Annotated in this window: 24 protein-coding genes; 17 read left to right on the forward strand and 7 right to left on the reverse strand. The window is 42.8% G+C overall.

The features are described from left to right. Positions 1-179: 179 nt before the first annotated feature. The 3 genes from O6P32_RS06840 (at position 180) to O6P32_RS06850 (ending at position 2,277) form a co-directional block, all read left to right on the forward strand. Entirely contained in the window at positions 180-458 is a 279-nt protein-coding gene (locus O6P32_RS06840; RefSeq protein ID WP_269877626.1) for a LysO family transporter, read from the forward strand. Continuing rightward, positions 455-1,081, forward strand: coding sequence for a lysine exporter LysO family protein (locus tag O6P32_RS06845; protein WP_269877627.1), 627 nt, complete (start codon positions 455-457; stop codon positions 1,079-1,081). The genes O6P32_RS06840 and O6P32_RS06845 overlap by 4 nt, the downstream gene beginning before the upstream one ends. 119 nt (positions 1,082-1,200) lie before the next feature. Further along, positions 1,201-2,277, forward strand: a complete 1,077-nt coding sequence (locus tag O6P32_RS06850; protein ID WP_269877628.1) for a YeiH family protein — start codon at positions 1,201-1,203, stop codon at positions 2,275-2,277. A 52-nt stretch (positions 2,278-2,329) separates the two neighbouring features. Here the strand turns inward: O6P32_RS06850 and O6P32_RS06855 are convergent, their stop codons facing one another. From O6P32_RS06855 to O6P32_RS06865, 3 genes are all read right to left on the reverse strand, one after another. Then, positions 2,330-3,271, reverse strand: a complete 942-nt coding sequence (locus O6P32_RS06855) for a LysR substrate-binding domain-containing protein (protein WP_178265515.1) — start codon at positions 3,269-3,271, stop codon at positions 2,330-2,332. A gap of 130 nt (positions 3,272-3,401) precedes the next feature. Further along, the gene (gene uraH, locus O6P32_RS06860) at positions 3,402-3,812 is read right to left on the reverse strand and encodes a hydroxyisourate hydrolase (protein WP_269877630.1); all 411 of its coding nucleotides are present in this window, start codon (positions 3,810-3,812) and stop codon (positions 3,402-3,404) included. Positions 3,813-4,004: 192 nt separating this feature from the next. After that, positions 4,005-4,595, reverse strand: a complete 591-nt coding sequence (locus tag O6P32_RS06865) for a DUF6621 family protein (protein ID WP_269877631.1) — start codon at positions 4,593-4,595, stop codon at positions 4,005-4,007. 504 nt (positions 4,596-5,099) lie between these two features. Here O6P32_RS06865 and O6P32_RS06870 point away from each other — a divergent pair. From O6P32_RS06870 to O6P32_RS06900, 7 genes are all read left to right on the forward strand, one after another. Further along, positions 5,100-5,720 carry a hypothetical protein gene (locus tag O6P32_RS06870; protein ID WP_269877633.1) on the forward strand — a complete coding sequence of 207 codons (621 nt, stop codon included), beginning with the start codon at positions 5,100-5,102 and terminating at the stop codon, positions 5,718-5,720. Positions 5,721-5,887: 167 nt separating this feature from the next. Beyond that, positions 5,888-6,331, forward strand: a complete 444-nt coding sequence (locus O6P32_RS06875; protein ID WP_269877635.1) for a BT0820 family HAD-type phosphatase — start codon at positions 5,888-5,890, stop codon at positions 6,329-6,331. 247 nt (positions 6,332-6,578) lie between these two features. Then, positions 6,579-7,025 carry a type IX secretion system motor protein PorL/GldL gene (gene porL / locus O6P32_RS06880; protein WP_408636051.1) on the forward strand — a complete coding sequence of 149 codons (447 nt, stop codon included), beginning with the start codon at positions 6,579-6,581 and terminating at the stop codon, positions 7,023-7,025. 3 nt (positions 7,026-7,028) lie between these two features. Then, on the forward strand, positions 7,029-8,276 hold the full coding sequence (porM, locus tag O6P32_RS06885; protein WP_269877637.1) for a type IX secretion system motor protein PorM/GldM: 1,248 nt from the start codon (positions 7,029-7,031) through the stop codon (positions 8,274-8,276). Positions 8,277-8,279: 3 nt separating this feature from the next. Then, positions 8,280-9,389, forward strand: a complete 1,110-nt coding sequence (locus O6P32_RS06890; protein ID WP_269877638.1) for an OmpA family protein — start codon at positions 8,280-8,282, stop codon at positions 9,387-9,389. A 21-nt stretch (positions 9,390-9,410) separates the two neighbouring features. Then, complete coding sequence (locus tag O6P32_RS06895; RefSeq protein ID WP_269877639.1) at positions 9,411-10,208, forward strand: polysaccharide biosynthesis/export family protein; 798 nt, start codon at positions 9,411-9,413, stop codon at positions 10,206-10,208. 118 nt (positions 10,209-10,326) lie between these two features. Continuing rightward, on the forward strand, positions 10,327-12,744 hold the full coding sequence (locus tag O6P32_RS06900) for a GumC family protein (RefSeq protein WP_269877641.1): 2,418 nt from the start codon (positions 10,327-10,329) through the stop codon (positions 12,742-12,744). A gap of 155 nt (positions 12,745-12,899) precedes the next feature. On the opposite strand, the gene O6P32_RS06905 is transcribed toward O6P32_RS06900, so the two are convergent. The 3 genes from O6P32_RS06905 to O6P32_RS06915 form a co-directional block, all read right to left on the reverse strand. After that, a complete protein-coding gene (locus O6P32_RS06905; RefSeq protein WP_269877643.1) occupies positions 12,900-13,331 on the reverse strand; it encodes an N-acetylmuramoyl-L-alanine amidase in 432 nt (143 codons plus the stop codon). 187 nt (positions 13,332-13,518) lie between these two features. After that, positions 13,519-13,626, reverse strand: a complete 108-nt coding sequence (locus tag O6P32_RS06910; protein WP_269877645.1) for a smalltalk protein — start codon at positions 13,624-13,626, stop codon at positions 13,519-13,521. A gap of 91 nt (positions 13,627-13,717) precedes the next feature. Then, positions 13,718-14,200 (reverse strand): HU family DNA-binding protein, encoded by a 483-nt coding sequence (locus O6P32_RS06915; RefSeq protein WP_269877646.1) that lies wholly within the window; start codon positions 14,198-14,200, stop codon positions 13,718-13,720. Between the two features lie 311 nt (positions 14,201-14,511). Between O6P32_RS06915 and O6P32_RS06920 the strand changes: the two genes are divergently transcribed. Next, positions 14,512-14,763: a DUF4248 domain-containing protein gene (locus O6P32_RS06920; RefSeq protein ID WP_269877647.1), complete on the forward strand. Its 252-nt coding sequence runs from the start codon at positions 14,512-14,514 to the stop codon at positions 14,761-14,763. Positions 14,764-14,873: 110 nt separating this feature from the next. Here O6P32_RS06920 and O6P32_RS06925 read toward each other — a convergent pair whose 3' ends face one another. Further along, positions 14,874-16,985 (reverse strand): VapE domain-containing protein, encoded by a 2,112-nt coding sequence (locus O6P32_RS06925; protein ID WP_269877649.1) that lies wholly within the window; start codon positions 16,983-16,985, stop codon positions 14,874-14,876. A gap of 175 nt (positions 16,986-17,160) precedes the next feature. On the opposite strand from O6P32_RS06925, the gene O6P32_RS06930 reads away from it, so the two are divergent. The 6 genes from O6P32_RS06930 (at position 17,161) to O6P32_RS06955 (ending at position 23,412) form a co-directional block, all read left to right on the forward strand. Further along, on the forward strand, positions 17,161-17,370 hold the full coding sequence (locus O6P32_RS06930; protein ID WP_269877651.1) for a hypothetical protein: 210 nt from the start codon (positions 17,161-17,163) through the stop codon (positions 17,368-17,370). A 460-nt stretch (positions 17,371-17,830) separates the two neighbouring features. Next, positions 17,831-19,357, forward strand: a complete 1,527-nt coding sequence (locus tag O6P32_RS06935) for a lipopolysaccharide biosynthesis protein (RefSeq protein WP_269877652.1) — start codon at positions 17,831-17,833, stop codon at positions 19,355-19,357. Positions 19,358-19,593: 236 nt separating this feature from the next. Continuing rightward, on the forward strand, positions 19,594-20,775 hold the full coding sequence (locus O6P32_RS06940; RefSeq protein ID WP_269877653.1) for a glycosyltransferase: 1,182 nt from the start codon (positions 19,594-19,596) through the stop codon (positions 20,773-20,775). Between the two features lie 2 nt (positions 20,776-20,777). Then, entirely contained in the window at positions 20,778-21,314 is a 537-nt protein-coding gene (locus O6P32_RS06945) for an acyltransferase (protein ID WP_269877654.1), read from the forward strand. Between the two features lie 7 nt (positions 21,315-21,321). Then, positions 21,322-22,497: a hypothetical protein gene (locus O6P32_RS06950; RefSeq protein ID WP_269877655.1), complete on the forward strand. Its 1,176-nt coding sequence runs from the start codon at positions 21,322-21,324 to the stop codon at positions 22,495-22,497. 9 nt (positions 22,498-22,506) lie between these two features. Next, positions 22,507-23,412, forward strand: coding sequence for a glycosyltransferase family 2 protein (locus O6P32_RS06955; protein ID WP_269877656.1), 906 nt, complete (start codon positions 22,507-22,509; stop codon positions 23,410-23,412). Positions 23,413-24,417 lie beyond the last annotated feature (1,005 nt).

Consider the following 24,417-nt stretch of genomic DNA (forward strand, 5'->3'; position numbering starts at 1 on the left):
TACGCTCATGCACTGGGTATGCGGTTTCCAATAAGCGCCTCCCTTTCTTTTATCCGTGAAAGTCAGGCAGGCCCAACCCGCCCGCCGGAAACCTTTCAATCGTCAATTTTCAATTATCAATTGTGAATTGCCAACTGTCAATTCGCCCCAGTATTCACGTTAAAATCCACAGAAGAATTATGTTTTCTATCGTAGGAACCATGCTTACAGGTGTCACTATCGGATACCTCTTCAGAAATATATCCTTTTTGCAGCACACCGAGAAAAGTATCTCGTGCACCATTCTGCTGCTCCTGTTCATTTTGGGCCTTTCTATCGGCTCCAACGAACAGATTATCGGCAATCTTGCAGCTTTCGGCTGGCAGGCGGCTATCCTTGCCGTGTCTGCCACTTGCGGCAGCATCCTGGCCTCGTGGATGGTACTGAAACTCTTTTTCGCGAAAGGAGGTAAAAAATGAAAGGCAGTCTTCTCGTACTCGTCTTCTTCCTTATCGGCTGCCTGCTTGGCATTGCCGATATGCTCCCTTTGGATAAGTTGCAGGGCAATCTCACCCTCTACATCCTCTATGCCCTGATGCTTCAGGTAGGCATCAGCATCGGATGCAGCAAGAACCTCAAGAGCATTGTCTCACAGCTCCGTCCCAAGTTCCTGCTCATCCCGCTGGCCACCATCCTCGGCACCCTGCTGTTTTCAGCCCTTGCCAGTCTGCTGCTCTCACGGTGGAGCGTGTTCGACTGCATGGCGGTAGGCAGCGGCTTTGCCTACTATTCCCTGTCGTCCATCCTCATCACCCAGTTCAAGGAAGCCTCCCTCGGTCTCCAGCTGGCTACCGAGTTGGGCACCATCGCCCTGCTCTCCAACATCTTCCGTGAGATGATGGCACTCCTGGGCACTCCCCTTCTGTGCAAATACTTCGGCAAGCTGGCCCCCATTTCCGCCGCCGGAGTCAACTCGATGGACGTGGTACTCCCCATGATTACCCGCTACTCCGGCAGCGACATGCTCCCCGTAGCCATTCTCCACGGCCTGCTCATCGACATGAGTGTACCTTTCTTCGTATCCTTCTTCTGTCAGTTGTAGCCCACTATTACTTTCAGTTATAAGGGATAAATATTTTTGAATAGGTTTATCAGAAAGAATCCTCTACCTTTGCAGCGGAAAAAAAGAAAAACGATTCACAATTCAAATAAAATTATACCATGTTTAAGAAAGGAAACAGAGGAAACACTCTTCACGGAATTCTGCTCATCGCATTATTCTCTTTCGCAGCATTCTACATCGCTGAAATACCGTTTGTAAAAAGTCTGTCATTCAGTCCGCTTATTGTCGGTATCATTCTGGGTATGCTGTACGCCAACAGTCTTCGCAACCACCTGCCCGAAACCTGGGTACCCGGTATCAAGTTCTGCACCAAACAGATTCTTCGCGCCGGTATCGTACTCTACGGGTTCCGTCTTACCCTTACCGAAGTAGCGGCAGTCGGTCTTCCGGCAGTGGTTATCGATACAATCATCGTAGCCAGCACCATATTCTTCGGTATCTGGATGGGCCGTGCTCTCAAAATGGACAAAGATACTTCACTGATGACTGCTACCGGTAGTGCCATCTGTGGTGCGGCAGCCATACTTGGAGCCGAACCGGTAGTGAAATGCGAAGGTCATAAGACTGCCATCGCCGTATCTACCGTTGTGATTTTCGGAACCATCTCCATGTTCCTTTATCCGGTCATGTACCGTGCCGGACTTCTTGATGGTCTGGGCGACATGGGTGTAGCCATCTACACCGGAAGTACACTCCACGAAGTAGCCCACGTAGCCGGTGCCGGAAATGCCATGGACCCTACCGACGCCCTGGGTATTGCCGGAAATGCCACCATCACCAAGATGATCCGTGTCATGATGCTGGCTCCCGTTCTGGTTATCATGGGTCTTGCACTGGCAAAACGCAAAAGCAACGAACCGGATGTTGCTTCAGGCAAAAGTAAAATCACCATTCCCTGGTTTGCATTCGGCTTCATCGGAATCATCTGCCTCAATACCCTTCTCCAGTCTCTGCTGGGAGTAGACAGCGTAAAAGACATTCCGCTGAACGGTGCCATCGAATACATCGACACCTTCATGCTCACCATGGCAATGACCGCTCTGGGTACCGATACCAGCATCGACAAGTTCAAACAGGCAGGTGCCAAACCCTTCCTGCTGGCAGGCTTCCTCTACATCTGGTTGTTAGGCGGAGGATATCTGCTCACCAAATACCTGGTACCGACTCTCATGTAAACCGACAATAAAGTATACGAAACTCCAATAAAAAAGTCTCCCGATTACAGAATCACGATTCCGCAATTAGGAGACTTTTTCCTATTTCTCCCTCTTCCTGTTTTTTCTTCAGATAGTTCCTCAGGAAATGCATGAAATGGGTGGCAGCCGACTCCTCCTGTCCCTGCGGTTTCACAAAGCAGAAATGCCGCTTCACCTGCAGCCCCTCTACATCCACCACCTTGAAAATACCCTCTTTCAGCTCCTCTTCAATAGCCTGTATAGAGACAATTCCCATCGCATTGCTGTACTTCAAAAACGACTTGATGCTCTCCGTGCTCCCCAGGTGCAGCCGCACATTCATGGCAGACAGTTTCAGGTTATGCTCCGCCAGTGCCATCTCAATGGCATCCAGCGTACCCGAGCCTCTTTCTCTCAGCACCAGCGGCACCCGGCAGAACTCCTCCATCGAAAGCTCATCATGCACTGCCAGCGACGACTCCGCAGAGACCACAGGCACCAGTTCGTCGCAAAGGAAAGGTTCATACTTCAGGTCGGGCAGTCGAAACACTCCTTCCACCATCCCCAGGTCGATGGTATGCTCCTGCAAAGCCCGCTCAATGTTCCTCGAGTTACTGTCCATCAGCGTCAGATCCATTTTCGGGAACTTCTCCGTAAACCGTGCCAGCACCGGCGGCAGCACATACTGGGCAATGGTCGTACTGGCTCCCAGACGCAACTGTCCCGCATATTCCTGCTGCAACAGATGCATGTCATACTCCAGTTTCCTGTACTCAGCCAGAATCCGCTCGCAATGCTCCAGCAGCAACTCTCCTGCTCCGGTCAGCGAAATCTTGTTCCCCTGCCGGTCGAACAGCCGTACTCCATACAGGCTTTCCAGTTCACGGATATGCTTGGTAATAGCCGGCTGGCTCACAAACAGCTCCTGCGAAGCCTTCGTAAAACTCAGATTCTTGGCTACACTATAAAATACTTTTAATCGAAAATCAGACATGGGGGTGTAAGTTTTTTATTTTTTTCAGTTGACGAGGTATCAGTTGACGAGTTGACAAGGCTTTCCATGTTCCCTTGTCAACTTGTCCCCTTGTCAACTTGTTACCTGATACCTTGTCAACTGTCAATTATCAATTTCCTCTATACGTAGAATACCCATACGGCGACAAAGTGATAGGCACATGATAATGATTATCATCCTTTATTTCAAAAACCACATCGATAAACGGATAAAAACTATCTTGCTTCTTCTCCTTAAAATAAGGTCCTACATGATAAGTCAACTTATAGATTCCTTTATTATCTGTTCCTTCCGGAAGAAAATCCTTAATTCTTCCGTTTTCATCCGTTTTCTTCTCATCTACCAATACCCAACCTTTATCAGTATTCAGTTTATACAAGCCTATTTTTACTCCCGCAGCCGGATATCCCGAATTAATATCCAGAATATGGCTGGAAAGCTGATAAGACTGATCTTGCGCAAAAGCGAACAGAGAAAAACACCATACAAACGATAATAGTACAAAAAGTCTAGTTTTCATAATCAGCTAGTATTAAAAGTTTATCACTCAATTTACTTGTGCTCAAAAATAAACAATTTTGTAACTATTACAAATTATTTCATTATAATTTTAGTTTATGAGTTAGGTAACAAGGTATCAGAAGACAAGGGCACAAGGAAAAAACTCGTCAACTCGTCACCTGATACCTTGTCAACTGTCAATTATCAATTGTCAACTGCCAATCGCCAACTCTTCCCCTCTAATACCCAGCGCCTGAAGCACAGCGAAGCCCAGCATTTCGAATCGGCAGGCACAGTCCTTCTGGGGCGGATTCATACCCAGCACGGTAATCTCCTTGCCCTTCATATCAGCCACCTTTTTATATACCTTCTCCACATAACCCTCTTCATCCGGTACCACAATCAGGCGGACAGCCTCTTTCGATTCATTCAGCAGCTGCAGCGATTCCAGGAACAATTCCTCATGAGTAGCCATTTCCGAAGGCTGATAGGCATAAAGCGCAACCTCACCCAACTCTCCCTTGAAGGCCACATTATTCAGCTCCTTGTCCAGGTCCGAAGGTGTACATCCGTCCATCTCTCCCATCCCCGATTCATAAATAAAAATCGACTGAATCTCATTATCTCCGGTCTGTACTCCCGCATCCAGCGCCATGCACTCCAGCAAGACAGCCAAATCGGCACGCGGCAACTCACGGCCTACTATCGGCGAAAAATGCCGGCGCATATCGTTCACTACTCTATTCAAATAGCAAGCGTCAATCAACATGACGGTAGGAGCAAATTTTATCTTCTTTTCCATACGTTTTTAATATCAAAATCATTTGAGGGGATAAAGATAATACTTTGCAAGCTGCTACATCAAATTTTACAATAAAAAAGCGCACCTCTGTCTAAGAGGTGCGCTCTCACAGCCGAACACACGAGTATATTTCCGCCACAAATATACGCTTTTTCCTTAATACAAGTATAAAAATTAATATTTTACTCATTGACAATTCACTTTCGTTCACATTCTTTGCGGAAAATGTAACAAAAAAGACTTTTTTGCGATCGGGATGAGGGCAACTCTTAGACAGAAGTACCCCCGAAGCTGTATTCCATTTTCGTTGTAAACAATTGATTCATAGCACTATATCAGCGTTATGAAGGAAGAGAGAATATATACTTCTTTTTTTTAACAACCCTAAAATTAGTAAATTAAATATACAAAAAAATACATTTTGCAAGTCATTCTGTGTTCAAGTTCACACTCCCAATCTTGTCAAAAGAATGAAATACTTGCGAAACATCAATTCCAATAGCCATGCAATTCATTTCCTCCACCCTTGTGGAATTTGAACAGCCGGACCTCATTCCCGTAGAATCCGGAAAGCTTCTTGCGCAAATGCGGAAAATGCAAGCTTTCTATTACGAGCTGTACGACTCGTACCTGCGCGGAGAAAAATACATCGTCCGTTACATGTTCTATACCCTCTCTGCAGTGAAACGGGTCACCCGTGCACAGATCCGCAAGCAGTTTGCAGCCATCAGCCGGAAAGCCGAATCGGTTCTTCCCGAAGACATGCAGGCCCTGCGCGAAGAAGCCGGAAAAAAAGAAATCGTACTCTACACAGACGGGAGCTTTTCACAGGAAGAGGCGCTCCGGAACCTCCGTCAGACAGGACTGTCACAACCCGTACAGATCTTCACGGAGACCGAAGCCGGCACCTTGCCCGAGCTCAAGAAAGCCGTCTTCTATGCCTTCCGCAAAGACGCCTTTCTCCTGCTGGCACACAACCCCGAACTGCTCAGCCGGCCCCTCTTCTATCAGATTGTGGAAGAATACCAGATCCCTCTGCGGAGCCTCACCTTCCCCTGGATGTGCCGCAGAAACCTCAAACTCATGCAGGCGATGACGCTTTATCAATTGACAGTTGACAATTGATAGTTGACAAGGGGACAAGTTGACAAGGGAACAAGAACAAGCCTCGTCAACTCAAAAAAGCCTCGTCAACTCGTCAACTGAAACCTCGTCAACTAAATAAAAAACTAAAAAACTTACACAAACGCCTCGTCAACTAACTTAAAAACTAAAAAACTAAAAAACTCAACATGATCATAGCCATCGATTTCGACGGAACACTAGTCGAACATAAATACCCGGAGATTGGCAGGGAAATACCCTTTGCCTTCGAAACCCTGCGCCGGTTGCAGCAGGACAAACATCGTCTCATTCTATGGACCGTACGCGAAGGACGTCTGCTCGACGAAGCACTCGCCTTCTGCCGCGAACGAGGCATCGAGTTCTATGCCGTCAACCGCGACTACCCCGAAGAGGAAAAAGGAGCCAACCGACACTACTCGCGCAAGCTCAAGGCAGACCTCTTCATCGACGACCGCAACCTCGGAGGACTGCCCGACTGGGGAACCATCTACGAAATGGTCACCCAAAAACTCTCCTACGAAGACCTCATGCGCAAGTACGAAGAAGAAAGCTACTACGAAGTCCCCAAAAAGAAGGGATTCTTTGCCAGAGTATTCGGAAAACAGAAGTAAAGGAAACAAGTTGACAAGGGAACAAGGTGTTATGAGTTTCTTAGTTCTTGAGTTTGTCAGTTTGATAACACCAACCAACTTAAAAACTAAAAAACTTACAAACTTATATAGCTGCCTTGTCAACTCGTCACCTGATACCTTGTTGACTAACTTACAAACTCAAAAACTTAAAAACTAAAAAACTTACAAACCAATGAATAAACTAACCACCTTTCTAAGTTCAAGAAGCGGAAAACGGCTCCTTAACATGGCATACTCATGGGGAGCCTGCCTCGTCATTCTCGGGGCCACATTCAAGATCATACACTTCCCCTACGACGATGTGTTCCTCATCATCGGGATGACCACGGAGATTATCATCTTCTTCATCTCAGGATTCGACGAACCCGCAAGGGAGTTCAAGTGGACACGCGTGTTCCCGCAGCTCGACAGCAGACACACCGCAGAGCCGGCACACCAGCCTGCCGTACAGATCGAAGAGTCCATGAAAAGACTCAACGAAAGCATCGAAAAAGTCAGCAAAGAATACGTCAGCCAGCTCGAAATGCTCAAGGCACAGACCGAAGCACTCCGCAAGCAGGCCGAACAGATGCAGCACGCACAGCAGGCATACCGCGAAGTGAACGACAAGATAGAAGCCATAGACCGCCAGTATACGCGCATCATGGAAGTCATGAACATTCAAAAGAAGTAACAAATGGCCACTTCCAACCTGCCACCCAGACAGAAGATGATCAACCTCATCTATGTCATCCTGCTCGCCATGATGGCCATCAACGTATCCAGCGACGTCATGCAGGGATTCTCCGTACTGAGCAGCCACACGCAGCAGCAGAACGGAAGCCTGGCACAGCTCAACCGAACACTTCAGGAGAAGTGCACACAGGAGAAGGCAGCGGCCGACAGCATCCGGCAGCTTCTCGACGAGTATACCGCACTCACCGCCGGACTGCGTGAAGAGATTGCCAGAAATGCGGACAAGGACGACTATACACCGGGAAAGCTCATCAAGGCAGAAGACATGAAGGCAGTACCCTTCGTCATGCTCGCCCCCACACAGAATCACGGAAAGGAACTGAGAAAAAAGACAGAGGCGCTGCGCAATGCCCTCGATACCTATCTCACCGCCCCCGACGAGAAACAGCTGCTCCATACCTTCCTGCAGACAGGAGAGGAGAACGGGTTCACCTGGGAGAGGGAAACCTTCTCCGTTATGCCCGCCATCGGAGGCGTCATCCTCCTTCAGAAAATGGAAGAAAACGCACTCTTCTGTGCCCATCTCGCACTCCGGAGCCTGAAGGACAGAAAACCTCTGCAGACCGTACAGAAAAAGGAGGAAGAGAAAAAAGACACACCCTCTGCCGTGATTGTACCTGCTGAAAGGAACATCCTCTATGCCGGAATAGACAATCCGCTCGAGGTCTTCACCCTGCAAAACGCGAACGGAGCCCTCAGCCTTGACACCGACAACGGAAAGATGGTACAGAAAAACGGGAAATGGTACCTCACCGGCGCACGCACCGGAAAGGCACGTGTCACCCTCCTCGACGGAGAGAAAGAGGCCGGACAGACAGAATTCAGAATCAGGGAAATACCCGAACCCGAAGCGGCCATCCGATACACCCTGCAGGGAAAGAACTACTGGTACAAGGGAAGAACCCCTATCCGCAAAGAGTATCTGGCTGCCATGGATGCGCTGGAGGTGACATACTCCGGAGAGAACGGGAAAATACCCTTCACTGTCGTACACTTCTCCACCCTCTTCATCGGACAGGATAAGAACGTTACCACACTCGAAAGCAAAGGAAAGAAATTCTCGCCCCAGCAGGCAGAACACATAAGGAAACTGAATAAGGGAGACAAGTTCTACCTCACTTCCATTCTGGTCAAGGCACCCGACGGAACCACACGTGAGGTACAGCCCATGGACATTATCATTCTTTAAAATATGAAACAGATTTTCACCGCAGCCCTTCTGGCTGCCACATGCATGACAGCCACCGCTGCCGGACAGCCTGAAAAGGAAGCCGGAGAACAGTATATATATACCGCCGAAAAGGGAAGCAACTTCTTTCTCGGAGTCAGCGGAGGATGGGGATTCCGACTTTCCCAGGAAGATATCAAGAACAGCACAATGGGCTTTGGCGGACAGGCCTCCTACCGTGCTTCCGTCTTTGTCGGAAAATGGCTCAATCCTTTCTGGGCCCTGCAGTTCCACGCCACACAAAGTAGAGTACCCCATTTCGACCGTACCGTGCAGTTCGTCACTGCCGAAGCGCTCTGGAACCTTTCCGACCGTTTCACCGCCTACCGTCCCGAACGTCGGTGGAGAACCCTCGCAGGAGTCGGAGCCGGACTCGCATTCAATTCAGAGAATAAGGAACGTCCTCTTGCATTCACCTTCCTGGTGAAGCAGGAATACCGTTTCCATCCCTCCCTCAGCCTCTTTGCCGAAGCAAGAGGAAGACTGACCGACGATGCACTTTTTTACGGTGGCGACACACCGGTCACTTCTTTCTGGGAACTCAATGCCGGAATTACCTGGACCTTTAAATCGAAGGCATACCGTGCCTACAGCCTCCAGGCCTACGAACCCTACATCGAAGAGATGAACCGCGAAATCAACCGCATGAAGGAGGAGCTAATCCGGCTCAAGGCAGAACAGGATTCCCTGAAGACAGAAAAGGAGAAGGACATCCGCAAGGATGCCGAAGTGAAAATGCTGCCTTCCATCCGCGACAACATGCACATCGAAGTGCGCTTCCCCCAGTACAGTTTCTATCTCAGCGAGACCGAAAAGGGAAACATCGCCAAGGTGGCAGAATGGATGGAAAAAGAGAAGGACTTCAAAATCTGTATCCTCCCTTTCAGCGACGAGACCAGCGACGAGACTTTCGGTGAAAACCTCCGCAGGAAAAGGGCAGAAGCCATCCTGCGCGAACTGACCGAAAACTCGAAAGTCGCTCCCGATAAAATCCAGCTTATTGATACTTACAAGGAAGCCAGCAGCCGGAACGTGACGGACTGCAGCGCCCTTATTTTCTTTATTCCCAATTAAAAAAATAAAAAACTATATCTTATGAAGATCAGACACATTCTTTTCATTGCCGTTGCAGGTGCCCTTCTGTCAGGATGTTCCTCGTACAAGAAGGTCCCCTATATGCAAGACCCCGAAACCGTAAACAACTATGGTAAGGAAATCCCCCTTTACGATGCCAAGATCATGCCCAAGGACTTGCTGAACATTACGGTCAATACAAGTGACCCCAAAGCTGCAGCTCCTTTTAATCTGACAGTACAAACTAACACTACAGCTGCACAAAATTTACAATACACAACTTCCCAAGAAGCTTTACAACAATATTTAGTCAACAACGAGGGAGAAATAGATTTTCCTGTATTGGGAAAACTGAAAATAGGTGGACTCACAAAAAATCAGGCAGAAGAATTAATTCGCGAAGGACTAAAGCCTTATCTGAAAGAGACCCCTATCGTTACCGTCCGTATGGTTAATTATAAGATTTCTGTACTGGGAGAAGTCAAGAACCCGGGTACCTTTACTGTTTCCAATGAAAAAGTCAATGTACTCGAAGCACTTGCCATGGCAGGAGATATGACTGTCTATGGAGTACGCGACAATGTAAAACTGATTCGTGAAGACGCACAGGGAAAACGTGAGATTATTATGCTCGACCTCACCAAATCCGATCTCGTGCTCTCTCCCTACTTCTACCTGCAGCAGAACGACATCCTGTATGTCACTCCAAATAAAACAGTAGCAAAGAACTCTGGTATCGGTAATGCCACCACCATTGCCATCTCGGCCACCTCTATCCTGGTGTCCATTGCCAGTTTGATTGCTACGCTTGTAAAATAATTTTTTAAGTCAACAAGGTAACCAGAAAAATTGACAATTGACAGTTGAGAATTGTCAATTGCAAACGCCTCGTTACCTGAAAAACAAACTAAAAAACTCAAAAACTTAAAACAATCTTATGAACGAAAACAACCTATTCGATACACCGGAACAGAAAGAAGAACACTTCAACCTCTACCGCGTGATTTTCAAATACCTTATTTACTGGCCCTGGTTTGTAGCCAGTGTCCTTGTCTGCGTAGTGGCAGCCTTTATCTATCTCCGCTACCAGACACCTGTATATAATATTACTTCAGCAGTCCTTATCAAGGAAGACGATCCCCGCACACGTGCCATGCAGGCAAACAGCGGAGCCTTGGAAGCCTTGCAAAGTATGGGAGGACTCTCCATGACCAGCAGTTTCGACAATGAGGTGGAAATCCTGAAATCACGTACGCTCATCCAGAAAGTAGTCACCCGCCTGGGACTCTATATCTCTACCGTAGAAGACCGCAGTTTCAGTTACGACCGTCCTCTGTATAAGAGTGCTCCCGTACAAGTGTACTTGACTCCAGAAGAAGCCGGCAAACTGGAAGGAGGAGCCAAACTAAAAATGACCTATACACCGGAAGGAAAACTGAGTGTAAAAGCAGAATATATCTTGAACCAGGAAAAACAGAGCGAAGAAAAGACCTTCGATGCTCTGCCTGCCGTACTTCCTACCCCTGTAGGAGTATTCAGTTTTACAAAAAACGACTCCGTTGCTGCTCCTACAAAAGAGGTTAAACTGACCACGTATATCAGCTCCCCTGTTGCTGTAGCGAAAGGCTATGCAAGTGCCTTGACTGTAGATCCTACCTCCAAGACTACTACTATTGCCAAAGTCAATTTCCAGAATAGCCACAAACAGCGTGCGGTAGATTTCATCAATACCTTAGTAGCTTTCTATAATCAGGATGCCAACGACGAGAAAAACGAAGTAGCACAGAAAACGGCTGATTTTATCGAAGACCGTATTGCCATTATCAACCGCGAACTCGGTACCACCGAAAGCCAGCTGGCAGACTTCAAGCAGAAATCAGGGCTGACTGACCTCACTACCGATGCCCAACTGGCACTTCAGGAAAACTCCAAGTACGAACAGCTCCGCATCGAAAACCAGACACAAATCCGCCTGGTAGAATTTCTGCGCGACTATATCAACAATCCAGCCAATGCCGACGAAGTCATTCCTTCTAATGTAGGTTTGCAGGACCAGAACCTCAGTACAGTCATCGACCATTACAATACCTTGATTATCGAACGCAAGCGTCTGCTCCGTACTTCTTCCGAAAACAACCCGGCTGTCATCAATATGAAGACCGGCATCGAAGCCATGCGCCACAGCGTACAGACCACCGTGGCCAGCGTACTCGAAGGATTACGTATTACCAAAGGCAACCTTGACCGCCAGGCAAGCAAGTTCGAAGGACGTATCAGCAATGCGCCCCAACAAGAAAAGGAATTCCTGACTATCGCCCGCCAGCAGGAAATCAAGGCACAGCTCTATATTATGCTGCTCCAGAAGCGTGAGGAAAATGCCATCACCCTGGCTGCTACAGCGACCAACGGGCGCATCATCGAACAGGCATTGCCTGACAAAGATCCTGTAGCACCTAAAAAGAAAATGTTCCTCTTGGCCGCTTTGGTGTTAGGCTTGGGTATTCCGGTCGGTATCATCTACCTGATTGACCTGCTGAAATACAAGATTGAAAATGCAGAGGATGTACAGAAACTGACTTCCGTTCCTCTGGTTGCCGAACTTCCTCACTGCCAGAAACCGGCACAGGGTGCCATCGTGGTACGCGAAAACCACAACGACATCATGGAGGAAACCTTCCGCGGACTCCGTACCAACCTGATGTTTATGATGGAAAGCGGAGAAAAGGTCATCATGGTTTCTTCTACCCAACCCGGAGAAGGCAAGTCTTTCGTAGCCGGAAATCTGGCAGTCAGCCTGGCCTTGCTCGGCAAGAAGACCCTGATTGTAGGCATGGACATCCGCAAGCCCGGTCTGAACCGTGTATTCAATCTCTCGCACCGTGAACATGGTATCACCAACTACCTGAGTGATCCGGAACATACTGACCTCTTCGCACTGGTACAGCCTTCGGGTATTCATACCAATCTTGATATCCTACCGGGAGGAGCTGTACCGCCCAATCCTACCGAGCTGGTAGCCCGTCCGGTACTGGATCATGCCATTGTACAGTTGAAAGAACGCTACGACTACATCATTCTCGATACCGCTCCTATCGGTATCGTGACCGACAGTGCCATCGTAAGCCGTGTGGCCGACCTCTGCCTCTATGTCTGCCGTGCAGAAGTCACTCCGAAAGTAGCCTACCAATACATCAACGAACTGAAAGCCGAAAAGAAGTTTGCCAAACTGGCCACTGTCATCAACGACATCGACATGACCAAGCGCAAGAACAGCTACGGATACGGCTATGGCAAGAAATACGGTTATGGGTATGGATACGGCTATGGATACGGATTCCAGAAGAATGAAAAATGAATAATGTAGAATGGAGAGCGAAGAAAATATTATTAAGGAATGAAACACAAAAAATGAAGAGCCGGCAGGCTAACCGACACTAAACTTATGTATTAATAAATTAATTTCTGCCGGAAAACCGGAGGCTCTTCACTCTTCAATCTCCGTTCTACATTTTATAGCTCCGCATACTCCTTCCTTGCATCAAAGCAGGGACAGGCTTTACGGATATAGGGACTCAGTTGGGTATGCCCTACAATCCGTGCCTGTGGATAGTCCGCCTTCAGCTGGCGAAGCAGATCCAGCAAGGCACATTTCTGGGTCAAGGTACGGGTATCGGCAGGACGGCCTTTCCGGCTCAGTCCCCCTTCGTAACACACTCCGATGCTGTGCTCGTTCCATCCGGCTGCATGTGCACCGATCTGATGCAAAGGCCGGCACGGATGAATCACTCCGTCGCGGGTAATGTAAAAGTGATAGCCGATATCGGCAAATCCCCGTTCCCGATGGCAGCGCCGAAGTGCTTCCACCGGAAAATCCCGGTCTTCACGCGTCGCACTGCAATGGATCACGATGGTATCTATTTTTCGGAAGTTCTGGAAGTACATGGGTGATGAGTTTTTAAGTTAGGTTACAAGGTATCAGGTAACGAGTTGACAAGGCACTTGTTAGTATAAGTTTGTAAGTTTTTTAGTTTGCCAGTTTGTTGATGTCCTCATACGCAAACTCATAAACTTAAGAACTACGAAACTCATAACACCTTGTTCCCTTGTCAACTGGTCAACTCGTCAACTTCTACACAAACGAACTCAGTCCCAGCGCTCCGGCAATAGCCGTAGCTACGGTGATGATGACTTTGAGGACGATGCCCCACACATTTTTAGGTTTTGAAGAATTTTCCATATAAAGATAAATCTAACAAATATAATTCTAATTTAGTTTTAGGTTAGGTCCGGGCCGCCTGCGTGAGCAACCGGTCCCGGAATTTTTTTAATCAGACAAGAGGATCTTCGCCGGCTTTTTCCGGGGTGATGTCTACGGTGGTTTCACCAGCCTTCTGAGCTTTCAATACTTTACGCACGGCATCACGGGTCGGAACCGGTGTAAATTCCATTCCGGCAAAGATGTTTTTCAGGTCTTCACCCGGTACAAACTGGATGTTTACATCCTTGATGTAATCCGAAGTAAAGGTTTCCGCATTTTCGGCACCCTCGCTGCTGATTTGCAGACGAAGCTTGCCCAGTTCGCCCAGGTCTACCTGGTTGCCCTCACGGAGCACTTCAAAGATGTTGTCCACCAGGGCGGTAAGTACCGCCATCACATCGGCACGGTTCACCGTGGTCTGCGAAGCGATTCGCTTCGACATGGTTTTCAGACTTACGTTGCTGCCGATCTGAGCTTTTGCATACGCTTTTTTCACTGCTTCCGGATCCGTAGGATTGGAAGATCTCATCGAGATACTGTAATTTAAGGCCATAAGCTTTAAGTTTTTAAGGTTATTAATTAGGTTACAAGGTTTCAGATGACAAGTTGACAAGGCGCTTGTTTAGATTACAAGGTTTCAGGTAACGAGTTAACGAGGCTTTTCTTGTTCCCTTGTCAACTCGTCAACTTGTTCCCTCTCTCAATCTGAAACAAAGATACAACACGGAAAAAGAGGTGTGGAAGAAGAGAAAAGAACATAGAAGAAGATGCAATAAAATCGTATAAAATAATTCTCTCAGGCAATGGATATTAGCGGATTTTTTGCTATATTTATAGTAATAAAACAATAATATTCAAGCAATTATGAGAGACACAAGTATTCCTGAAGAGAAGATAGAAAAAGAGTGGGAAATCCATCCTTACTACCGTAGAGAACTGGCCATGGCCTATGCGCCCCAACTGACTCCCGAAGCGGCGGTGAACCGGCTGACGCGATGGCTGAAGCAGAATAAGGCGCTGTTCAAGGAACTTCAGGACTACGGCTACCGTCCCAACCAGCAGATGTTTACCTCCATTCAGGTGGAAATTCTTTTCCGCTATCTGGGACGGCCCTGAATCCGGCTAAAACGTGACTTGTATCGTAAGCCTGCGATACAAGTATCATTCGCTGACGATACAAATCACGCAAGCCATCGGTACAGGTCACGTACAGTCTCCGTCTTTGTTCAGACAGAGGCTTCTCCTTCGGCAGGAGGCTCGGTATACCGTCCCATTGCCAGACGGTTGTGGTGAATTTCCTCATCGTTCAGCGGAATCACCCGGTAGCCCCGTTTTCCGGCAGCCCGGACCTGTTCGAAGCCTAATTTCTTCAGTGCCAAACCGATTTTTACCGTACTGAGCGGCATTTTCAGCATAAATCCGGCACGGGCCATGATGTCCGTAACGGTCATGAACTGACACTCCTCTCCCGGCATGGGACGGCGGTATCCGGTCTGAATCACTTCCAGCTCCATGTTGGTCGTTTCAAACTGTTCGTTGTGCGCATTGATTTCACGAATCTCGTCGTTGGCAAACCAGAAGCAGAATCCCTCCTTCCAGAGCGCCAGCGCCTGGGCATAGACTCCTTCGTAGTCGATGGGCGTATCGTAGGGATTCTGGATTTGCTTCACTTCGAAAGGCAGCCAGCGGCGGTGTCCGGTGGGGTCGTTCAGAAAGTTGGCATTGTTTGTCGTACCGCAGAAACTGGCAATGTGCGCCCGCTTTTCCTTGTAGTGCCCGTAAGGCCGGCGCTCGTTGATGTCGGGTGAAGTCACCAAAGCCTTCAGCTGATTCATTTCCGACGGACGCATCTCGTCAATCTCTTCCAGACAGACGAAAGCAAACTCGGAGAGTGTCATCATATCGTCCTTGGTGAGATGACTGCTGTTGGTTTTCAGATAAAAATACGCCCTGAGCTCTTCGGGCAAAAGGCGGTTAAACCAGGTGGTTTTATACACCCCCTGCGGTCCCACCAGTACCAGAATCTCGTGATTGATGATACGCGGATCGAGAATGGAAGCCACGGCTGCCACCAGCCATTTCCGGAAACACTTCCTGAAATGCTCCTGATTGCCGCACACCTCCACCATATCGGCCAGCTTTCCGATGTAATCCGTTTTTCCATCCCAGGCAGGCAGATAGTTGAAATAATGCACAAAAGGATTGTAATCCTCTACATATTCCGATTCCAGCACATTGCGCAAATCGGACAAGCGGAGATTTTCTCCCTCCTTGCACATCCGGCTCCAGAGCGTATTGACCATGCGGTCGGTCACTTCCACGAAAGGAGCATCCTCGTCGCATTCTTTGGGACGCATTTCATATTTTCCGGTAATCACATTGTGCCGGAATACTCCCTGTGTATCGAGGAACTGCTCGATGTCGTGTACCGTCGCCATCCGTTTCACCGCTTCGGTGCCTTCTTTCCGTCCCCTGCCCCTCACCGGCACACGCGTATCAAACTTCGTGCTGTCGGCATAACAGGAACGGAAGATAGAAGCCACATCGCCCGTATAATCGGTAAACCGGCCCTCTGCCCACTGCAAGGCTTCCTCCATCGGAATGCCGTACTCATTGAGCAGATAGCCCGTACGCATGATATAGTCGTTGCGATGATGCGCCTCGTACACCACACCGGCCTGTTTCAGTTCACGGTTGATGGCAGCCGTCACGCGCTCCAGTTTGCCGTTTCGTACAGGCTCCAGGTCCTTCGCTGAGAATTTGAACGGCACAGCCTCCGGATTGAAGAACACGTCCGGATCGGCAGCCAGTCCGCTCAGCCTGGTAGGATTCTTGCAGGCCCCGTCGCACTCCACACCCGTCAGTCGGGTATAATAGGCATTGGCAGCCAGAAAGGCTTTTTTATAGCGTTCTATCTTTTTGGCAGCAGACAGCCCCTCCATAGGCACATCCATGCGGAAGAGAATACGTATTCCCTCCCCGCTGATGGTGACATAAGCCAGTACCGTATGCTCGTCTTCGCGAACACGCTGCAGCACTTCCTGCATCCGCTGTGCAGGCACATGATCGAGGTCGGCAAGCGAGAATCCGGTCCACGAAGCAATGTGCTTCTGTTGTTTGCCACCGGAAAAACGGACTGCCACTGCGAAACAGGGACACGAAGCCTTCTCCCGGGAAGCCGGAGCCTGATACCCTTCGGAACGGTAATAACGATACTTCTCCGTATGGTTCTTTACGGTTTGGTCTTCGCGGATAAGGTGTAGAAGATGAGCCAATGTGGTTTCGGACGGGCACGTGTCCGAATAGCCTTTGAAAAGGCTGAAAGTAGTTTTTTCCATAGTTTAGGTTAAAATTAAAACACGCTCAAATGTAGCAGGCAAGTTTGTAGCATGCAAACGTGCGTTGCAACTATGACAGCAACAAATATAACAAGTATAAACAATGCTTAACAGATATTAGCAGTAAGAACAGTCTCGGACAATAGTGTCCGGGATAACTTAAATAATTTCATTTATGAAACATTGTACTCCTCTCAGCATTGCACTGGGAGCATTTTTCGACGAAATCCGTCGGACAACTCTGGTGAATGGCAAGATTCTTTCCATTCACGAAGTAAGCAGAATCACTCGCATGGGCGAAAGCACCTACATGCGTTTAAAAAAAGGGATTCAGACAGTATCTGGAATTTTTACAGAATCTACTATCTGTATGCAAATGCATTGAAAGACGACCCCGAGAAATGGTTGGAATTTCATAAAAAGATAGGCAGGATTTTCCAGAGCGACTATATAAATATTCATTGCAAGAATACATAATCGTGTCGGGGTTGGCAGGGTTGTCACCCTATTTTATAAAACTTTTACGTGTGAGTGTGGAGAGAATGAATTTTATATCTCTCCACACATTTCCATAAAAAGTTTAAGAAAATGCATGTCAACCCCGACAACCCCGACAAGCTGAAAAATTAATCACCTGATTTACAACTACGTTCATTTTCGGTAAAATGTCGGGGTTGTACAGTTTTCCCCTGTTCTCCACACCTCTCCACCATGTGGAAAATCTGAAATATTTACATCATTTCAGGGTGGTGGAAAAGTGGTGGAGAAGTGGTGGAGAGAAATTTGAAATGTTAAAAACATTATTATTTACTCATTCAAACGAATAAAATTCACACTGGTTCTTTATGACAAATACAGCAGAGAATAATAAGAGGATAGCGAAGAATACGATGTTGCTATATGTAAGAATGTTATTCATCATCATTATTGGTCTATATACAAGCCGTGTAGTACTCCAAACATTGGGAGTAAACGACTACGGTATATATAATGTAGTAGGAGGCATTGTAGCCATGCTAGCATTCTTGAATTCGGCCATGACTGCAGCTTCACAACGGTTTATCTCTTTTGAACTAGGCACAAAAAATTTTCAAAAACTAAAAAACGTATTCTGTACTTCAGTAACTATTCATCTAGTAATAGCTGGTATTATTTTTATTATTGCTGAGACAGTAGGATTATGGTTTTTAAACACACACATGAATATCGCAGCCGATAGAATGACTGCCGCCAATTGGGTTTATCAATGCTCCATATTTACATTTATGATTACTGTAATAAGCGTACCTTATAATGCCTGTATTGTAGCACATGAACACATGAAAACATTTGCATATATCAGTATCGTAGAAGTTGGATTGAAGTTAGTAATAGTTTATCTACTCTTGATTCTTCCTGCAGACAAACTAATTACATACGCCATCCTTATTCTCAGCGTTTCATTAATCATAAGAGCAATTTACGGTATATATTGCAAAAAAAACTTTGAAGAATGTACCTATCAGTTCAATTTCGATAAAAAATTATTCAAAGAGATGTTTGCCTTTGCCAGTTGGAGCATTATAGGAAACCTAGGCTTTTCCTTAAAAGATCAAGGGTCAAACATTATACTAAATCTTTTCTGCGGAACTACTATCAATGCAGCCAGAGGAGTTGCACTACAAGTAAATGGTATTATTTGTAACTTCTCTAATAATTTTATAATGGCCCTAAATCCCCAAATTACCAAACAATATGCAGCTGGAAATCTCCAAGAATCTATACAATTGGTATATACTGGATGTAGATATTCTTTTTACTTACTATCAATCATATCTATTCCAGTCATAGTAAATCTAGATTACTTACTACACTTATGGTTAGGAACTGTACCACCATATACTACTGAATTCCTATTTTTAGCACTTATTGCGGCTCTAATAAACTCTATGGCTGGGCCATTAGTTACAGCCATGCAGGCCACTGGAAAAATAAAAAATTTCCAAATTATAATCTGTATTATAATGATGTGTGAATTACCATTAACCTATATCATACTAAAATTAGGATATAAACCATATATGGCTATGATCCCAAGTATAATAGTTATAACCATAGGGTTACTCGCCAGACTACTGCTACTAAAACAATTAATAAAATCATATAGTATAAGTTATTTTTCTTTACACATAATACTAAAAAATATACTGATAGTAAGCGGATGTACAACATTGGCTATCTTCATACACGGATATTTCGGTAAAATAAGCTTCGCTAATTTTATACTGACCTCATTTCTCGCCTTCGTAATAACCATTATTGGAATATATATATTTGGAATTACTTGTCAAGAAAAAAAGATCATCAATAATAAAATTAAAGCTATTTTTTAATACATTTATTTACCATAGAACATATACCATTTAAGAAAAGTAAAGAACAAGAATCAACTTCTGAAAAAGAATCAAAGGATGTAAAAATTATAATTCTTTTTATTTATAGAAACTTAAATCAATACTAACAAGATAAAAAACAAAAAACATTCTCCATGTTTATTTAAGAGAAAAATATTAACTGATGAGTTTCATTTATAAGATAAACATAACACATTTATAAATTCTTTTAGAAAATGAAAACAATTTTAATCGTTTATAACACCTTATCTATAGGAGGAAGTACAACATCATTACTTTCACTATTGAATGAAATTGATTATACAAAATATAATGTTGATTTATTACTTCAAGGAGAAGGTGAATACAATTCATTCATCCCCAAATCAGTAAATATACTTCCATATTTTGTACCTTCAAATAAACAGTTAACTTTCAAAAAAATAACTTCAATAAAAAGTATTTTAAATTTAGTAAAAGCATTATATTACGATAAAGTATTGAAAAGATCAAACGTCCGTAGTCAAATAATGTCTCTAGATACTTTGAGGTATTGTAAACCTTTAATAAAAGAATACGATGTAGCCATATCTTTTATAGAAAATCTTCCCCTATATTACACTGTATCCAAAGTAAAAGCCCAAAAATATATAACATGGATCCACGTAGATTATATAGGAGCTAGACTTAATGCCAATATAGATAAAAAATATATCAACAAGGTTGATAATATCGTATTAGTTTCCAATTATTGTAAAGAAAGTTTTAATAAATGTTTTCCATTTTTATCAAATCGTAGTGTAACAATTGAAAATCTATTATCAAATAAACTTGTTATCCAACGCTCCTTAGAACCAATTAATTATACCTTACCTAATATTAAATCAAAGCATTTGAAGTTCGTATCTACATGTAGAATAGTCTTTTTCCATAAAGGACTTGATCGTGGAGTAAAAGCATTAGCCCAACTAAAAAAAGAGGGACTATTAAGAAAAGATTTTGCATGGTACATAATTGGTGACGGAAAAGATTACAATAAACTTAATTCTATGATAAAATCTGCTAATCTCACAGATATAATTTATCTCTGCGGTGCACACAAGAACCCTCTCCCATTATTAAAACAATGTGATGTTTTCTTTCTACCCTCACGATACGAAGGAAAACCAATGGCTGTTACAGAAGCGCAAATGTTAGGTCTTATACCTATTGTTACTGAATACGCATCAGCAAAAGAACAAATTATAAATAACAAAAACGGTATTATCTTACCCAATGAAGATGCCTCTGTTTACACCTTTTTCAAAGAAATAATGATTAGTGATTCCATAATATGGGATATTAAACCCAATGTACAGTCATATGACTATTCAAATATACAAGAATATAAGAATATTGAGATTTTAATTGATAAATAAGGATGAAACAAAATATCACATTTTATATCAAGATTCTATTTAATGTATTATATATCTTACTTATAAAAATAAAAAATCCAAAACATTGTAATATTTCATTATATCAGCTATGGGAGTCCCCTCCAAAAATTAGATGTAAAAACAATGGTAAAATTATAATAGGAAGAAGAATGTTATCTCGTTCAAATATTCACTTATTAGTAGATAAAGGAAATCTAATAATTAATAAATATGTATTTTTAAATCATAATGTTTCCATTACTGCCCTCAATCATATCGAAATAGAATCCCATGTAACAATTGCAAACAACGTAGTCATTGTAGATCATGATCACAATATAAAAGATGGAGAAGAATTCATAACAGCTCCTATTTATATTAAAGAAGGTGCATGGATAGGAGCAAATGCTGTGATTTTAAAAGGAGTTACTATTGGGAAAAATGCAATAGTTGCAGCAGGAGCTGTAGTCACAAAATCTGTCCCTGACAACACAATAGTAATGGGCGTTCCAGCTAAAATAAAAAAAAGAATAAATTAAAAATATTATGATAATATTATACTTTTTTTTTCTACTATATTTATCTGCATCAATATATTATACTCCCAAAAACAAGCTTAAAAAAAGAATATTTCTTGTTTCAATAGCATTTGCTATATTGGCCTTTTTTCAGGAAGTTCAAAAAGATTCAGATTTAACAGTAGCATTTTATCATTTAGACATTTTACGTCAAAAAGGATGGAACTATTTTTCACATCCTGATTTAGCTCAGGATATATACTTTACCGGTAGAGATATTTTAAAAATCTATTTTTATATTCTAAGTTTACTACCTTATAACAATTTTTACTCTGCTATTTCAATTTTCTTTATCTATTTTTTACCTCTAAATGGTATTCTTACGATATGCCAAAATTATCAAATACCATATACGAAAACCAAATATTTATTAATCCTACTTTTATGGATGATAGATTTTTTTGATGGTTCAAATGGCGTCCGCAATATGCTATCTTTCAGTATATTTTCCTATGCGTTAATGAAAGATATATGCATAAAACAAAATAAATTATTAACGTGGGGGTTATACATTATATCAGCGTTACTTCATTCATCAGCTTGGATCTTGATACTTTTAAGGAGTATTCTTTATATAAAGAAAAAAAGAATTATAATTGCAATTAGTATTATGCTGATTGTTTGGCCTATAGCTTTACAATATATTCCTTTTCTATCAGGAAACGATAATGCTATTATGAATTCAATGCAACACCATGCAAATGCGTATACCCATACAGGGTCTGATTCCGGAAATTTCAATTCTGATAATTTTAACAATAGTACATCGTATATACTTATGAGGATATTCAGAATAGTACATGTTTTACTCCTCACATATATGATTTTATACACATGGAAGAGAGCAAAAACATTACCTCCGTTTTACCTTTTCATGCTATTGCTCTCTGGCTTTTGTATCGGCTCCACCTCCCCTTCTATCGCGAACAATGTTCTATCACGTTATTCATTTGCGATGATTTTTTTGACCCCCTTAACATATTTAATCTACAATCAATTAATAAAAAATAAGAAATATATTATTATTGGAAATTACAAGATAGAATTTTTTGCATTAGCATTGATTTTTATCACTATATTATTTAATTATTACATGTTCAGGTATCATTATCACTACATGTTTTTTGGTTTTAATCTTTATTAAGTTATCAGCATGAATGAATTAATTTCAGTTATTATTACAACCTATAAAAGGGAAATGCCCATTTTAAAAAGAGCGATTGATTCAATTATCAACCAAAGTTATCAAGAGATTGAAGTTTTAATAATAAATGATTTTTATCCTTATAAGGAACAAATTGATAAACTTATAAACTCATTTAATGAGATAAATTTTACTATACAAGTCTTCCATAATAGCCAAAATAAGGGAGCATGCTATTCTCGAAATATAGGAATAAAAAATGCACAAGGAAAATACATAGCCTTTCTTGATGATGATGATGAATGGAAAAGTGAAAAGCTTCAAGAACAATATTCACTCATGAAAGAAAATACAGCTATGGTATATTGTTCTGGCCTAAATATATATGTAAATGGAAAAACATCAGAAATGACTTTCATAAAAGGATATCCTAAAGAAAAACAACTTGAAAAATTACTTTCATGTAATTATATGGGCGGATGTTCTTTTCCATTAATAAAAACAGATATTTTACGGAAGTTAGAAGGATTTGATGAATCTCTTCCTTCATCTCAAGACTTTGATTTATGGATACGAATTACAGAAACATATAATGTAAGTTTCATCAATAAACCTTTAGTATTATACCATATTATGCCTGATTCTATAACAAGAAGTGATACAAAAAGAATAAAAGGTTTTTATATCATACTCAAAAAGCATAAAAAATTATATAATAAATATCCTAAAAGTGCTGTCCAAATTTATAATTCTATCATTACAGTCAATATTGAACATAAAAAATATCTTAAAACTATACTTCCATTCATCAAATCATTTGCCTTTTTTCCACATAACCTATCAATTATTTCATTTTGGTTTTCCATCTTAATTCAAAAAAGTTTTAACCATAAAGATAAGAACAGGAAAAACTAAATCTGATTAAATATCAGGGAAGTATACTAAAATAATAAAACAATAGCTGCTACTTTCAAAGATAGTTATTTAGATACTGATAACGTAAAAACGTAAGCGTGTAAGCATCCTATTTTGACGTATTACCCTGAAATATAAAAACATGACCTTCGCTACTGTAATTCAAAACTAAAAATATGTGCATGATAACAGTGTTTTCGAAAGTCTATTCATCCGCAACAAAACAGAAGCTACATAGGAAGGTGTTTATGTAAGAATACACAACAATCATACCAATACAAATAGTAGGCAAAACACTGCTAGGAACATCAAAGAAAGAAGCCAGCTTTTCTCTTCAAAAAGACAGAAAAATATAAAATATCAACCAGTAATAATTATGACAAATAAATATGAATTCTATGCAAAAATTAATATTATTTGACAAGTATTTCATACTACGTAAGGCTGACAAGCAGAAAGAAAAAATTTCTGGAAAAAGAAATAGAACAAGTAAGCAGCTATTAAGTCCAAAGAAAAACTCTCAAATAAAAAGCTAAAGCAGATGATAACCCCATGAAATATCCTGATAGAAAAACTTCAGGAAGAAAATACAAACTCTGAAAGAGCAAATAAAACAGGATATAAAGAATCTGTATGTTTCAAAAGCCAGAAGACATCAGTTGGAAAGGAAAAAACAACCTTAAAAGAAAAAAAATAAAGATGACTTTGAAGGCGTCCGCTCCTGTAAGATGTTTCAGCAATGAATTAAATAATCCACACACAACCGACTAAGAAAGAAAAAGCTGTACTGAAAGAAGAATGTTATACAAACCTATGAGAGCATATATAAAAACAGAGGTGTCAATTGGGAAACAGAAACAAATTTGATGTATTAATTACAGAAAATGTCTCCACCACATACCATACACTAATTTTGACTAGTAGAATGAATGGTATATCGCAGTCAATTACTTGAAAAAAGTATTTTCAAAACTGTCAAAGGATAAAGAAATCACGAAATTTAAT

Origin of the sequence: Phocaeicola acetigenes (assembly GCF_027529745.1) — a bacterium.
GTDB classification, from domain to species: Bacteria; Bacteroidota; Bacteroidia; order Bacteroidales; family Bacteroidaceae; genus Phocaeicola; species Phocaeicola acetigenes.

What these genes read in the sequence shown, in the direction of transcription:
- O6P32_RS06840 (WP_269877626.1), top strand. Translation starts at nt 180, where the DNA reads ATGTTTTCTATCGTAGGAACCATGCTTACAGGTGTCACTATCGGATAC.
- O6P32_RS06845 (WP_269877627.1), top strand. Translation starts at nt 455, where the DNA reads ATGAAAGGCAGTCTTCTCGTACTCGTCTTCTTCCTTATCGGCTGCCTG.
- O6P32_RS06850 (WP_269877628.1), top strand. Translation starts at nt 1,201, where the DNA reads ATGTTTAAGAAAGGAAACAGAGGAAACACTCTTCACGGAATTCTGCTC.
- O6P32_RS06855 (WP_178265515.1), bottom strand. Translation starts at nt 3,271, where the DNA reads ATGTCTGATTTTCGATTAAAAGTATTTTATAGTGTAGCCAAGAATCTG.
- uraH (WP_269877630.1), bottom strand. Translation starts at nt 3,812, where the DNA reads ATGAAAACTAGACTTTTTGTACTATTATCGTTTGTATGGTGTTTTTCT.
- O6P32_RS06865 (WP_269877631.1), bottom strand. Translation starts at nt 4,595, where the DNA reads ATGGAAAAGAAGATAAAATTTGCTCCTACCGTCATGTTGATTGACGCT.
- O6P32_RS06870 (WP_269877633.1), top strand. Translation starts at nt 5,100, where the DNA reads ATGCAATTCATTTCCTCCACCCTTGTGGAATTTGAACAGCCGGACCTC.
- O6P32_RS06875 (WP_269877635.1), top strand. Translation starts at nt 5,888, where the DNA reads ATGATCATAGCCATCGATTTCGACGGAACACTAGTCGAACATAAATAC.
- porL (WP_408636051.1), top strand. Translation starts at nt 6,579, where the DNA reads ATGGCATACTCATGGGGAGCCTGCCTCGTCATTCTCGGGGCCACATTC.
- porM (WP_269877637.1), top strand. Translation starts at nt 7,029, where the DNA reads ATGGCCACTTCCAACCTGCCACCCAGACAGAAGATGATCAACCTCATC.
- O6P32_RS06890 (WP_269877638.1), top strand. Translation starts at nt 8,280, where the DNA reads ATGAAACAGATTTTCACCGCAGCCCTTCTGGCTGCCACATGCATGACA.
- O6P32_RS06895 (WP_269877639.1), top strand. Translation starts at nt 9,411, where the DNA reads ATGAAGATCAGACACATTCTTTTCATTGCCGTTGCAGGTGCCCTTCTG.
- O6P32_RS06900 (WP_269877641.1), top strand. Translation starts at nt 10,327, where the DNA reads ATGAACGAAAACAACCTATTCGATACACCGGAACAGAAAGAAGAACAC.
- O6P32_RS06905 (WP_269877643.1), bottom strand. Translation starts at nt 13,331, where the DNA reads ATGTACTTCCAGAACTTCCGAAAAATAGATACCATCGTGATCCATTGC.
- O6P32_RS06910 (WP_269877645.1), bottom strand. Translation starts at nt 13,626, where the DNA reads ATGGAAAATTCTTCAAAACCTAAAAATGTGTGGGGCATCGTCCTCAAA.
- O6P32_RS06915 (WP_269877646.1), bottom strand. Translation starts at nt 14,200, where the DNA reads ATGGCCTTAAATTACAGTATCTCGATGAGATCTTCCAATCCTACGGAT.
- O6P32_RS06920 (WP_269877647.1), top strand. Translation starts at nt 14,512, where the DNA reads ATGAGAGACACAAGTATTCCTGAAGAGAAGATAGAAAAAGAGTGGGAA.
- O6P32_RS06925 (WP_269877649.1), bottom strand. Translation starts at nt 16,985, where the DNA reads ATGGAAAAAACTACTTTCAGCCTTTTCAAAGGCTATTCGGACACGTGC.
- O6P32_RS06930 (WP_269877651.1), top strand. Translation starts at nt 17,161, where the DNA reads ATGAAACATTGTACTCCTCTCAGCATTGCACTGGGAGCATTTTTCGAC.
- O6P32_RS06935 (WP_269877652.1), top strand. Translation starts at nt 17,831, where the DNA reads ATGACAAATACAGCAGAGAATAATAAGAGGATAGCGAAGAATACGATG.
- O6P32_RS06940 (WP_269877653.1), top strand. Translation starts at nt 19,594, where the DNA reads ATGAAAACAATTTTAATCGTTTATAACACCTTATCTATAGGAGGAAGT.
- O6P32_RS06945 (WP_269877654.1), top strand. Translation starts at nt 20,778, where the DNA reads ATGAAACAAAATATCACATTTTATATCAAGATTCTATTTAATGTATTA.
- O6P32_RS06950 (WP_269877655.1), top strand. Translation starts at nt 21,322, where the DNA reads ATGATAATATTATACTTTTTTTTTCTACTATATTTATCTGCATCAATA.
- O6P32_RS06955 (WP_269877656.1), top strand. Translation starts at nt 22,507, where the DNA reads ATGAATGAATTAATTTCAGTTATTATTACAACCTATAAAAGGGAAATG.